Source organism: Aureibaculum luteum (assembly GCF_003449015.1).
In the GTDB taxonomy this organism is placed as follows: domain Bacteria; phylum Bacteroidota; class Bacteroidia; order Flavobacteriales; family Flavobacteriaceae; genus Aureibaculum; species Aureibaculum luteum.
The window spans coordinates 142,580-155,637 of the sequence record NZ_QRGD01000008.1; the positions used below are offsets into that span (position 1 = coordinate 142,580).

General features: G+C 34.1%; 9 protein-coding genes. 2 read left to right on the plus strand and 7 right to left on the minus strand.

Translation table 11 applies throughout. The annotated features are described in order from the left end of the window. Positions 1 to 102: 102 nt before the first annotated feature. Positions 103 to 1,404 (plus strand): toxin-antitoxin system YwqK family antitoxin, encoded by a 1,302-nt coding sequence (locus tag D3P13_RS17170; protein WP_117884109.1) that lies wholly within the window; start codon positions 103 to 105, stop codon positions 1,402 to 1,404. 551 nt (positions 1,405 to 1,955) lie between these two features. Then, positions 1,956 to 3,140 carry a WG repeat-containing protein gene (locus D3P13_RS17180; RefSeq protein ID WP_117884111.1) on the plus strand — a complete coding sequence of 395 codons (1,185 nt, stop codon included), beginning with the start codon at positions 1,956 to 1,958 and terminating at the stop codon, positions 3,138 to 3,140. Between the two features lie 210 nt (positions 3,141 to 3,350). On the opposite strand, the gene D3P13_RS17185 is transcribed toward D3P13_RS17180, so the two are convergent. The 7 genes from D3P13_RS17185 to D3P13_RS17215 all read right to left on the minus strand — a co-directional run bounded on the left by D3P13_RS17185 (position 3,351) and on the right by D3P13_RS17215 (position 13,033). Further along, positions 3,351 to 5,120: an efflux RND transporter periplasmic adaptor subunit gene (locus D3P13_RS17185; RefSeq protein ID WP_117884112.1), complete on the minus strand. Its 1,770-nt coding sequence runs from the start codon at positions 5,118 to 5,120 to the stop codon at positions 3,351 to 3,353. 4 nt (positions 5,121 to 5,124) lie between these two features. After that, positions 5,125 to 7,635, minus strand: coding sequence for a heavy metal translocating P-type ATPase (locus D3P13_RS17190; RefSeq protein WP_117884113.1), 2,511 nt, complete (start codon positions 7,633 to 7,635; stop codon positions 5,125 to 5,127). Positions 7,636 to 7,649: 14 nt separating this feature from the next. Continuing rightward, positions 7,650 to 8,999: an APC family permease gene (locus tag D3P13_RS17195; RefSeq protein WP_117884114.1), complete on the minus strand. Its 1,350-nt coding sequence runs from the start codon at positions 8,997 to 8,999 to the stop codon at positions 7,650 to 7,652. Between the two features lie 139 nt (positions 9,000 to 9,138). Then, on the minus strand, positions 9,139 to 9,594 hold the full coding sequence (locus D3P13_RS17200; protein WP_117884115.1) for a heme-binding domain-containing protein: 456 nt from the start codon (positions 9,592 to 9,594) through the stop codon (positions 9,139 to 9,141). Further along, the gene (locus D3P13_RS17205) at positions 9,595 to 10,257 is read right to left on the minus strand and encodes a DUF3347 domain-containing protein (RefSeq protein ID WP_232829227.1); all 663 of its coding nucleotides are present in this window, start codon (positions 10,255 to 10,257) and stop codon (positions 9,595 to 9,597) included. A 54-nt stretch (positions 10,258 to 10,311) separates the two neighbouring features. After that, a complete protein-coding gene (locus D3P13_RS17210) occupies positions 10,312 to 10,698 on the minus strand; it encodes a DUF302 domain-containing protein (RefSeq protein WP_117884117.1) in 387 nt (128 codons plus the stop codon). A gap of 37 nt (positions 10,699 to 10,735) precedes the next feature. Continuing rightward, positions 10,736 to 13,033 (minus strand): multicopper oxidase domain-containing protein, encoded by a 2,298-nt coding sequence (locus tag D3P13_RS17215; RefSeq protein ID WP_117884118.1) that lies wholly within the window; start codon positions 13,031 to 13,033, stop codon positions 10,736 to 10,738. Positions 13,034 to 13,058 lie beyond the last annotated feature (25 nt).

The following is a 13,058-nucleotide window of genomic DNA, read 5'->3' on the forward strand; positions in this document are numbered from 1 at the left end:
CATTTGCTCATTGATGATTGATAAGCTAAGCCTAATTTTACAATCTCATAAAACAATAATCACCTTACAAAAAGGTTATTAAAACGTAATCAAATTATTAAAATGAAAAAAAACGGAATCTTAATTATTATTTTGAGTTGTTTAGCAGCGAGTTTGCATGCTCAAGAAGAAAAAACCTTTTGGGGTAATGGCAACGTGAAAACGACAATCATTCTTGATGAAGATGGTGAAAAAAATGGAAGTTATCAGTCGTTTTATCAAAACGGAGAACTTAAAGAATATGGATCTTATGAGAATGGAGAAAAAATAGGAACTTGGAATGAGTATTATTATGATGGTACAAATAAGAAAATAACAAGGTATTATAATGGCGTAATATATAGCAATGAAATATATTATGATAATGGTAGACTTATGGTCTCAGGTGGATTTGATGAAAATGGAAAAAAGGATGGTCCTTGGAAACAGCAATATGACAATTGGCAAGAAAAACTAGAAGGTGATTATTCACATGGTAAAAAGCATGGCCAATGGAATTATTACACGGAATCTGGCCAATTGTTTAAGATTGAAAACTATAAAGAAGATGTCAGAATTAGCAAATGGGAAAATAATGATATAAATAGCAATGCATTTGAAAGTGAAGATACCGTTCTTGATGTCTCTCATAAGATTGAACAGACTGAAGTGGAAGAAGTGGAGGAAGAAATAATAGAATATGTTGAAATAGAAGAAGGTGCTATTGAGGCGGTTGCTGAAGCCGCAAGTGATGCTATTGAAGTCGCGGGTGATGCTGCAGTAGAAAGTGTAAATTATTATAGAAATAGACGTAATGGTGAATGGGAATTTTATAATGAGAGTGGTGACGTTATTGAAATAGGTAATTATTTAAATGATAGGAAATATGGAAAATGGACTTCTTATTATGATAATGGTCAAATAAAAAAGATCCAATTATGGAAAGCAGGTAAAATTATTGAAGTAATATCCTACTTTGATGAAAATGGAAAAACCTTGGATAAAGGAACGCTGAAAGCGGGTAAAGGAACAATAAAAGAATATAATTCTGATAATAAATTAGTTTCAACCAAAGAGATTATTAATGGTGAAGAAATTGACTGGAATGATGCATTTGAACTTAATAATATGGCTTGGGATATCTATGAGAATGAAACAGATGCAGCTATTCTACAAAAAGGAATTAAGATGGTTAAGCGATCTATAGAGCTAGATAAAGATTATTTTAATACAGATACCTATGCGGCACTGTTATTTAAAACAGGTAACCTTAAGCAATCGTTAATTTTGGCAAAAGAAGCAATTAGAATTGCCAAAAAAAATGATGACACCTATAGTTCTACAACAGAACTTATAGAACAGATACATAAGAAAATGAAAAAATAATTCATTAGATCAGACTCTAATAAAAAAAACCGCTATTAGCGGTTTTTTTTTGTTCTTTAATCATACAAATATAAATTAGCATTCTGCAAATAAACATTGATAATTTGGTTAGAAATATATAAGGTCTACTTTTGATACATAATATTAATAGCCTTATAAATAGTAGTAGCTTACTAAAATAAAAAGAATGAAAAGAGTAAAAAATTATAGTTATAATAATTATGGGCATATTGCTAATCGCCACAATAGTTATGCTATTTATGGGAGCATGGAGGCCGATTCTTAGTATAGGGTCTGGAATTCTTTTTGTTTATTATTTAGTTGTATACCTTATGATCTTGTTTACTAAAGAGGTGTCAAATAAAATAGTAAAATATATTATTTATTTTTTAGTATTTGCACCAATAATATAGGGTGTTATTGATGGGCAAGCCATTGTCGACAGCTTTGTTCGTGATGCATTAAAATATTTTCGTTATCAGATTTAAATGTAAATACATTTTTTATATCATATAACATTAAACTGTTTTTATTTATTGAAACCTATTAAAATGAAAAAATCACTTATTCTTTTCCTTATTGGTATTTCATTAAATTGTTTTGCACAAAAAGATACGTTGCCTTATTTTAAAAAGGATGGAAAAGGTAAATATGCTTTGTTTAGTAACGAAGGAAAAAAGTTAACCAAGTACAACTATGTTTATGTTTCAGATTTTAAATATGGCATTGCTCATGTAGCAGAAATAAGAATTGAGGAAGATGATTATAGTTATTTATTAAATCAAGGGTATCTCAATACCAAAGGTGAAGAAATTGTCAAACCTATATATGATGAAGCTCAAATGTGGGAAGGCCAAAAACTATTCAGATTAAAAAAAGAGGAGCAATGGGAGATTTATGACTTTAATGGAGCTAAAATTACAACTACTACATATGACGAGCTTGGCAGGTTGGACGATAAAAACGGATTAATTAAAGTTGAGAAGGAAGATTACCGCGGTTATATAAATCGTAAAGGAGAATCAATTATTCCTTGTGAATATATAAATTTATCTAGTTTTAGTCAGGGATTAGCTTATGGATATAAACAACCATTAACCAACAATAAAATTAAAAATAAAATTGGACACTATAGTACGCATGGTGTAGTAGATAGTTTGGGAAAAATAGTGGTTCCAATGATATATGACGAAGTTCTAGCTTATAAAAATGGGTTTTTTAGAGTAAAAAGAGATGATAAGTACGGATTTGTTGATTATAGCGGAAAAGTGATAATTCCAATTGAATATTCATATGTCCAACATACTGCCTCTAGCAATGGCTTGTTTTTAGTGGAAAAGAGTTGGGATCAAGAGGAGTACTTTATCAATTTAGAGAATAAAAAGGTATTCACGCCTGTTGGTTATGATGATGTACATCCATTTTTAGAAAATAGTGCGATCGTAAAAAGTAAGAATAAATATGGATTTATAGATGGAACTGGTAAACTTGTAATTCCATTACTTTATGATAGAGTTACAGGTTTTGAAAGCCAATTAGCGAGGGTAGAGTTAAAAGGTAAAATCGGATTTATAAACTCAAATGGGCAAATTGTTATTCCTATAATTTATGATGAAGCAGATACATATTATTTTAGTAATACATATGTAAAAATGAAGCTAAAAAATAAACCTTATTTTTTTGATGTTAAAGGTAATGAGGTGTCTGAGCAAGAATACCATACCATGCAAAATTAGCATATCAATTATTTTTCTAAATAAATTAAAATTTATTATTTTCTTTCAAAAGGGAAATGTACCAATCGAAATAAGAATGATTATTACAAGATATATTATATTAATAAGATTGTAAACATTAGTCTTTTTTAGATGATTATAAATAAAATAGGATGTATTCTTTTATTTTCCTTAAGTAAGAATTTGGTTTTGTTTTTATTCAAATAATTATTATTCAATGATACTGGTCACATTACCACAATTGTGCATGGCCTTACCGAAATAGGGATTCAATACTTTTTCTTCTTTGCTTAACCAATACGATCCATTGTTATCATCTGCCATAGGGCAGAATTGGCGATATACTTTTTCGTTAATACCAAATGATTCAACAGCACTTATTAAGTGTGACGATAATTGTTCAAAATCTTTTCTTTGTTGTTTGATTCCTGTTTCAGTGGCAATTAAATTTGCTGCCGTTTTTATTTGACGCTGTAACAACATCCAATGGTTATGAGCATTATGATCGGACAGCAATTTCATGTCGATTTTTTCCAAACTTTTCACAACGGATGCCGCTGCTTCTGTTGCAATTTTAGAGTCATCATTGACCAATGCATCTTTTAAATTTATATAGTTTTCATAAACACTTTTTAATTGTTCTTGGAATTTCACAGACACTTTAATGCGTTCATTTATTTTAGAATGCTCTTTGCTTTCACTAGTTGAGGCTTCCATTCCAAGATGTCCTTCATGGCCAGTACTTGTTTTTCCACCTTTTTTATTCATCATTGATTTTTTACCCTGTAATTGAGCAGCGGCATCAATTGTGAAAGTTCCGTTGGTCACTATTTCATCACCATTCTCTAATCCACTTAACACTTCATAATTTTCTCCTATCGGATTTCCTAATCTTATTTCACGCATTTCAAAAACAGGTTCATTGGGATTTGTTTTTATATAAACTACCGATCGTTCTCCTGTCCATAGAATCGCCGTGGACGGAATACTTAACACTTCTCCTTTACTAGAAGAAACACCATCAATTTCACCTTCAACAAACATACCTGGTTTAAAATTATTTTTTGAGTTGTTTAATACAACTCTCAATTTTACAGTTCTAGTTCGTGTGTTTAATGAGGGATCTATAAATGAAACTTTACCTTTAAATTCCTTGTTAGGATATGCATTGGTTGTGATTGACACTTCTTGCCCTTTTTTGAATAAATCAATCTGATTTTCATAAACATCAAAATTTGCCCAAACCGTATTTAGATTGGCTATTTTTAATAGTGGTTGACCTTGTTTTATAGATTCTCCTTGCTCTACCAACTTTTCTGAAACGGTCCCTGATACTGTCGCGTAAACAGGAAAATTTTCTAAAACTTTACCGGAGGTTTCAATTTTATTGATTTGGTTTTCAGAAAGTTTCCATAGTTTTAATTTGTTTCTTACAGCTTTATACAAAGCTGGTTGCGATTCTTTTAATGAAGATGCTGTTAATAATTCTTGTTGAGCCGCATATAATTCAGGGGAATAAATAGTGGCCAATAATTGCCCTTTTCGAATTTCTTCACCTGTAAAACTAACATTTAACCGTTCAATCCTTCCAGAAAAGTAGCTGACTTGAACCGCATTCGATTCTTCATTTTCAACGATTTTTCCTGATAGTTTTATGGCATTACTATTTGCTTTACCATTACCCACTATAGATGTTTGTACATTGGCCAAAGCCATTGCATTTTCAGTTAACTTAAATTGATCTGCCAACAAACCATCTGCACCACTTGACGCAGGAATTAACTCCATTCCGCAAATAGGGCAATTACCTGGTTCTGATTTCATAATCTGAGGGTGCATGGAACAGGTCCACATTTGATTGGTTTCAGCTACCTCATTGTGATCATGCCCTGTTTCCTTATTTGACGAATTACCAAATAGAACCCATCCTAAAACCAATCCAACAGCTAGTATTCCAATGTAAATTATATATTTTTTCATTTTGTTATATTTTAATATTTTTTAATCTTAATGCATTGGCAATGACAGAAACAGAGCTAAAGCTCATTGCTAAAGCAGCTATCATCGGTGATAGTAATATCCCAAAAAATGGAAACAGTACACCCGCAGCAATTGGTATTCCTATTGTATTATAGATAAGTGCGAAAAACAGATTTTGCTTTATGTTTTGCATTACCGCATGACTTAAATTTCTTGCTTTAACGATTCCGTGTAAATCACCTTTAACCAAGGTTATCATTGCACTTTCAATAGCCACATCTGTACCAGTGCCCATGGCAATACCAACATCACTTTTTGCCAAGGCTGGAGCATCATTAATACCATCACCCGCCATAGCGACTATTTTACCTTCAATTTGTAATTGCTCTACCACGTTGAGTTTGTCTTCAGGTAACATACTTGCTTTAAAATCAGTAAGGTTAAGTACTGATGCAACAGCTTGTGCAGTATTGTGATTGTCGCCTGTGAGCATAATGACTGCAATACCTCTCTCTTGAAGGGCTGCAATCGCCTTTGCACTTGTTTTTTTGATTTTATCGCTTATAACTACATAACCAACAACTATCTTATCTATCGATAAATAAGAAACTGTTTTCCCCTGCTTTTGATAAGTTTCAGCTTCTGCCTTCATTTGTGAGGTTATGTCGGCATTAGCATATTCCATCATTTTTGGATTACCTAGTGCTACTTTTTTATCGTTAATAGTGGCTTCAACACCTTTACCGGTAACTGCACTAAACCCATCTGATTTTAGTCCCGATGCTTCGGGATCGACATTTTGCTCTTTTCCATATTTTACTGTTGCTTCTGCCAATGGATGTTCGCTATTTTTGTTTAATGATACAATATATTGGAGAATCTCCTTTTCGTTAAAATTAGCATCAAAAGAACCTACAGTTTCAACTGTTGGTTTTCCTTCGGTAATCGTTCCTGTCTTATCAATGATTAATGTATCTACTTTGTCTAGTTTTTCGAGGGCTTCTGCATTTTTAATTAAGACACCGCTTTGAGCACCTTTACCCACACCGACCATTACTGACATAGGTGTTGCCAATCCTAAGGCACAGGGACACGCAATTATCAATACGGCAATAGCATTAACAAAGGCATAAACATAAATGGGTTCTGGACCCCAAATTGCCCAAACAGCAAAGGTTATCAATGAGATTAGAACAACTACTGGCACAAAGTAACCAGACACCTTATCTGCCAAATTTTGAATAGGTGCACGACTTCGACTGGCATCATTAACCATATGAATAATTTGAGAAAGTAAAGTGTCACTACCTACTTTTTCAGCCTTCATCAAAAAGGATTGATTACCGTTAATTGTGCCGCTACTTACTTTATCATCTACGGTTTTATTTACAGGAATGGGTTCTCCTGTTATCATTGATTCGTCTATACTTGTATCTCCTTCAGTTATCGCCCCATCTACGGGAATTTTATCTCCTGGTTTTACTCTTAAAATATCGTTTAATTTTATGTCCTCAATGGTTACTTCAACTTCCTCACCATCTACTAATTTTATGGCTTTATTAGGAGCTAGTTTTAGCAATTCTTTTACCGCTGAATTCGTTTTACTATGTGCACGAGCTTCTAAAAGTTGACCTAAAAGTACTAGTGTAAGAATAACAGTCGCAGCTTCAAAATAGACATGAACAGCACCTGATTCGGTTTTGAATTGACTTGGGAAAACATCTGGAAAAAACATTCCGAAGACACTAAATAACCAAGCCACTCCCGCACCAATTCCGATAAGTGTGAACATATTAAGATTCCAAGTTTTTATACTTCTATAGGCACGTTCAAAAAACATCCAAGTGGCATAAAACACGACTGGAATAGATAATGCAAACTGAATCCAATTCCAATATTTTTGTTCCATTACATCATATAATGGATTGTTAGCAACCATTTCACTCATTGCAATTAAAAAGATAGGTAACGTGAATAACGTGGCTATTCTAAATTTCTTTAAGAGCTTTTTATACGTTTTTTCTTCTGCGGATAGGTCTGGTTGCATGGGGACTAGGTCCATACCGCAAATAGGACATGAGCCCGCTTCATCTTTTACAATTTCTGGATGCATTGGGCAGGTCCATTGCTCTGTTGTTGTGGCTGATAAATTTTGTTCTTCAACTAAATCCATACCACAAACAGGACAATCGCCATATTTGTCATATGTTTTATCTCCTTCACAGTGCATGGGACAATAAAAAGTACCAGTTCCTTTACCTTTAGGTTTTTCTTCTTTTTTGGTTTCGGAATGCGTATGCTCTCCAAGGTTATGGATACTGTAGCTTCCACCATCATTTTTTAACGCTTCTTGAAATTTTTCAATGGGAACATGAACTTCCATTTCAATGATAGCTTCTGCCTTTTCTAAATTAACGGTAACAGAAGAAATACCGTCAACTTTAGAAAGTGTTTCTTCAACGTGATTACGACAACCGTTACAGGTCATTCCGTGTATGTGATATTTATGTTTCATATTAATAGTGATTTTTACATTTTCATCATTTCTTCTTCATTCATTTCCATATTCATATTTCCGTCTTTATCAGTATGAGATTTCATAAAAAGGAATTGAAAAAGGAAAATAAGAACGATCCCTATACCTGCTACTATTAGTACAAAAGGATCGTTTAAATATTTTAAATAAATGAATGCGGTCAAAATAACTACATCCATTAGAATGGCAATAATTGGAATAACTTGATTAAATTTTACTTCTTTTTTTAGGTGTCTAAAAAGTCCCCAATGAATAGCTATATCCATTATTAAGTAAAAAATAGCACCAATTGAAGCTATTCGAGTTAAGTCGAACAAAATAGTTAAGAGAATTGCCAAAGAAACGGTAAAAATTAAAGCAGGATTTTTAAGACTTCTTATTCTATTCAGACCAGGAACTTGTTTCATTTTACTTAACATTCCTAACATTCTTGAGGCAGAATACACGCTGGCAATTACACCGGAAACAGTTGCTATGATAGCAAGAAAAATAGTCAGTACAGAACCCCATTCGCCAAATATTGGTTTTGCAGCTGCTGCCAAAGCATAATCTTTTGCAATAATAATTTCTTCAACACTTAAAGCACCTGCGACAGATAATGCCAAAACGACATAGATAATTGTGCAAATAACAATTGAAATAATAATAGAACGTCCAACATTTTTGTGTGGGTTTTTAATATCTCCTCCTTGATTAGTAATGGTTGTAAATCCTTTAAAAGCAAGAATAGATAAAGCTAATGCAGCTATAAACCCAAAACCTTGAGGTAAGGATTGGCTATTGGAAGTGAAATAATTACCCGTAATAGTAGGTAAACCCGAAACAACCAAACCCGTAATAGCCAACAACGCAATACCCGCGACTTTAATAATTGCAGTAAAGGTGGCAGTTGCTTCGATAATCTTATTACCTGAAATATTTACAATATATGCAATTCCAATAAGGACCACCCCTAAAACAGAGGCGTAACCCGCATATTCTTGTGGAAATAGACGTAAAGCATATGCCCCAAAAGTCCCAGCCACTAAACTCTCCGCAACAACCATTGACACATACATTAGCAAAGAAAAAGAACCCGCAGCAGTACCTGGCCCATATGCTTTGGTTAAAAATTTCGCTACACCTCCAGAAGAAGGATAAGCGTTTGAAAATTTAACATACGAATAAGAACTAAATCCTACCACCACAGCTCCTACAATAAAGGCAATTGGAAATAAATCTCCAACCAATTCGGCTATTTGCCCCATTAACACAAATATACCAGCACCTATCATCACGCCTGTGCCTAATGATATAGAACCTAATAATGAGAGTTTTTGAGTATTTAATTTTAAACGGTTCATTTGTTAAATCTTTATTTATTTCAATTTTTTTCGCATTGTTTTGCAACAATCTTTCATCTTGGTCTTTTTAGTGCCTGACTTGGGAAGGGGTTTAACTAATTAGCAATGAAAAAAATCCATTCCCTTCCCACATCAGGGCTTATTGTAAACTGTCTTTAATTTGCTCCATATAATCAATTACCAATGTTTTTTCAGATTCAGATAAACTAGCATTCTGATGTACCAAAGTATATGACCAAAGTGGCATTTCATCATCTTTAATTTGATTGATGATTGATTTTAACTTGCTGTTTTTCCTCCGGTTGGAATAGTTTTCCCATTCATTGAAATTCAATTCGTCCTTTCCGTCAGTTATATGGTGTTCTAGAAACCATGTTACTGGCTGAATTTTATTGTACCAAGGATAGTTCGTGTTATTACTGTGGCAATCATAGCAGGATGTTTGCAATAGTGTACTGATATTTTTTGGAGAATTATTTACCAACAAAAAATCGGTTTTTGGCACAATCTCACTTTGGTTTCGTTTTGTGGGCACAAACTGTATGCCCACAAAAGCCACCAATAAAACCAATGCTATGAGTTTCACAATTCTCATTTAGTTTATCTCTTTTTGTACTTTTCCACAGGTTAACATTTTACTACCGTAATAAGGATTTTTAATGTCTTCGTTCATACTTAACCAAGCACTCCCTTTATCGTACATAGGGCAAAATTGTTGATATAAAGTATTGTCCGTTCCTGTGATTGCGACCATATCTATAATATCCTTACTCAATGTCTTAAAATGTTCACGTTGGTGGTCCATTTCACTCTGACCAATATGCTCCGCATGTTCTATGGCATCAGCAATGATGTCCTTAAGTTCTTTTTGCTCTTCAGCAGTATAGCTACTCACATCAAATCCTTTTAAGGTGCTTTCTAACTTTTTACCAGCTTTTGCAGCTTCATCTTTCTCAGTGGCAACTAAAGCATCCTTTAGTACCATATAATCCGCCAAGACTTGTTTGGCATCTGAATTCTGTGCATTTGAATCCATCTTATCATTGGATGCACTCATATTGTCGTGATCCATACTTTCATCGTGATTCATTTCAGAATGCATGGTATCCTTAGATTCTTCCTTTTTGCCGTCTTTACAAGACATTGCTGTTAGGCTTACAAAAGCCATTACCATAATTGTTGTTGTTAATTTTACTTTTTTACTCACAACTTTTTTATTGTTGTTTTTGTGTTCGTGATTTTTCTTTGAAAAGTTCATTTCATTTTGTTTTAAGTTTATACTTATATTTTGCATGTATCCTTTAAAAAAGCCTTATAATTTTTCAATTACCTTTTCCAGCATTGAAGTTATTTCATTGGCTATATCATTCAATTTTTCATTTTCCACAGCCTGCATTGATGCCATTGGGTTTACCGCAGCTACCTCAATAACTCCTTCTTCAATTTCTTGTACTATAACATTGCAGGGTAACATGGTTCCAATTTTATCCTCTGCTTCCAACGCCTTATAGGCAAAGGGTGGATTACAGGCACCAAGAATTTTATACTTCTTGAAATCAACATCAAGTTTTTTCTTGAGGGTTTCTTTTATATCTATTTCCGTGAGAATGCCAAAACCTTCTTCCTTCAAGGCTACTGTGACTTTTTCAATCACCTCTTCAAATGTTCCACTGACTGTTTTATTAAAATAATAGTTCATTGTTTTTTAATTTTAATTAATACTCGTTTTTAATTTATTAAAATCTTACTGATAGTCCACCACCTGCACCAAAACGGTTATCGTAGCTTGCCATCAATGAAAAGTTTCGTGATAAAAAATATTCGACACCTGCGTTCCAAACAACTTCGTTTGCAAAATTGTCCCCTATAGGAAGGTCGTCCACCCATCCAAAATCTGCTTGGTACTCATAATTGCCGAAAATGGCGGTTCTCGGGAAAATGAGTATTTCACGGCTCAAACTAATCTGTGGCCTCAATTTATTATCGATACGCACATCGAGATTAAAGAGATAAGGCGTTAAATATCGAATTCCTACAATTGCTGTGGTTGAAAGTTCATCCAGACTATCTTCCATTTCATTTTCAATATTAACACCGCCAAACACACTTAAATAATCGTGTAGATAACGTTCGTAGGTAACCTCTGCTTCCAAATTTTCATTCCATCCATATTCTGCAATCACATTAAATTGGTTTCGGATGTTTGAGGTTGTAAAATTAAATTCAGTCATATGCGATGCCACATCCACCATGGTCCACGTATAATATTTATCGGCTTCGGTAAGCAATCCACTAATGGGATAACCGTTCAAACGGTCGTCTCTTGGCGTGTTATAACTGATAACCCTTGCCATCCCACTCATCATATGGTACAGAATGTGGCAATGAAAAAACCAATCTCCATACTCGTTGCCATAAAATTCTATTGTAACTTCTCCCATCGGTGGCACATTAACGGTATGCTTCAAAGGCGAATATTCTCCGTTCTTGTTGATGACCCTAAAAAAGTGTCCGTGCAAGTGCATTGGATGGTGCATCATCGTGAGGTTGTTTAAAGTTATTCGTGTAACCTCCTTATGGTTTATTTTAATATGGTCGGTTTCCGAAAGCGGCACACCGTTCATACTCCAAATGTAGCGATTCATATTTCCGGTAAGATTCAATAGTATTTCTTTAACAGGAACCTCTTTGTCATAGGTTGTTTTTTCTGGAGACTTCAAATAATCATAATTATATTCTGAAAACATATCCATTCCTTTGTTACTCGAATGTTGCATTTTCATATTATCATCCGCCATTTCTGAATCTTTGGGCATATCCATTTTCTTCTTGTCGTCTTTCAATTTTATTTCGACTGTTTTATCCATATTCATTCCATCCATTTGCATCCCATATTCTTTTTTCATTTCAAAGCGTTCATCTTTTTTGGGTTGGAATTTAAAAGCGTGTGCTCCCATTTTCATATCCATTTTTGCCATTTGCTGCATCATTTTTATTTTATCGGGTTTCTCAACTACTTCCGCAGGAAGCACTTTTCCGTTTCCAATAAATGCAGTAGCAGTACCTGAACCATCTTGTGCCATTGCCCTAAACTCAATCTTTCCGTTTTGTGTAACGGTTATAATAAAATCATAAGTTTCCGCAACAGCTATGAACGTTTTGTTCTTTTGTATTGGTTCAACATTAAGACCATCGGCAGAAACTAAAGTAGGCGTGTCTCCCCCAAAAGTCATCCAAAATTGGGTAGATGACGAGCCGTTTATAATTCGAAATCTCACTTTTTCTCCCACTTTAAAATCCGGATATTCGGGCTGTTGTTTCCCATTGACCAAAAAGGCTGGGTAATAAATATCCGCCATGTCAGCTCCTTCCATCCGTTGCCTCCAAAAATCGAGCTGTGCACCAATCGCACCTCGGGCAATAACTTGGTTTAACGGCGTAGATGTTCCTTTTTTCATTCCGTACCACTCGTTGTCACGTTTTAGGTTTCGCAGTACATTTATTGGTTTTTCATTTGTCCAGTCTGAAAGCATCAATACCAAATCTTTATCATAATCCAAGGTTTTTTCTTTTGGGTTTATAACAAGAGAACCAAAAACACCGCTCTGTTCCTGCAACATGGTATGGGAATGATACCAATAGGTGCCTGCCTGTGTTATGGGAAACTCATATTTAAAAGTTTCACCTGGGCGAATGGGTGGTGTGGTCAAATAGGGAACACCATCATAAAAATTAGGAATAATAATACCATGCCAATGGACGGATGTTTCCACATTCATTTCATTTATCACATAAATAACGGCATATTCGCCTTCGATAAATTCCAAGGTTGGGCCAGGTATTGATCCGTTTACGGTCATTCCTTTTACCTCTTTTCCTGCTTTATTTACCATTTCTTCCTTGATGGTCAAGGTGTACTCGTGAACAGGCAGATTTTCATTGTTCCCTTCACGCGACTGTTCAAAAAGGTTTTGACCAAAAACCGTTTGGCATCCCAATAAAATAAGTAGAGATGTATATATTAAATTCTTCATTGTTTATGTTTTTTATTTACAGAGT

Coding starts and splice junctions, on each gene's coding strand:
- D3P13_RS17170 (WP_117884109.1), top strand. CDS start 103: ATGAAAAAAAACGGAATCTTAATTATTATTTTGAGTTGTTTAGCAGCG.
- D3P13_RS17180 (WP_117884111.1), top strand. CDS start 1,956: ATGAAAAAATCACTTATTCTTTTCCTTATTGGTATTTCATTAAATTGT.
- D3P13_RS17185 (WP_117884112.1), bottom strand. CDS start 5,120: ATGAAAAAATATATAATTTACATTGGAATACTAGCTGTTGGATTGGTT.
- D3P13_RS17190 (WP_117884113.1), bottom strand. CDS start 7,635: ATGAAACATAAATATCACATACACGGAATGACCTGTAACGGTTGTCGT.
- D3P13_RS17195 (WP_117884114.1), bottom strand. CDS start 8,999: ATGAACCGTTTAAAATTAAATACTCAAAAACTCTCATTATTAGGTTCT.
- D3P13_RS17200 (WP_117884115.1), bottom strand. CDS start 9,594: ATGAGAATTGTGAAACTCATAGCATTGGTTTTATTGGTGGCTTTTGTG.
- D3P13_RS17205 (WP_232829227.1), bottom strand. CDS start 10,257: ATGAACTTTTCAAAGAAAAATCACGAACACAAAAACAACAATAAAAAA.
- D3P13_RS17210 (WP_117884117.1), bottom strand. CDS start 10,698: ATGAACTATTATTTTAATAAAACAGTCAGTGGAACATTTGAAGAGGTG.
- D3P13_RS17215 (WP_117884118.1), bottom strand. CDS start 13,033: ATGAAGAATTTAATATATACATCTCTACTTATTTTATTGGGATGCCAA.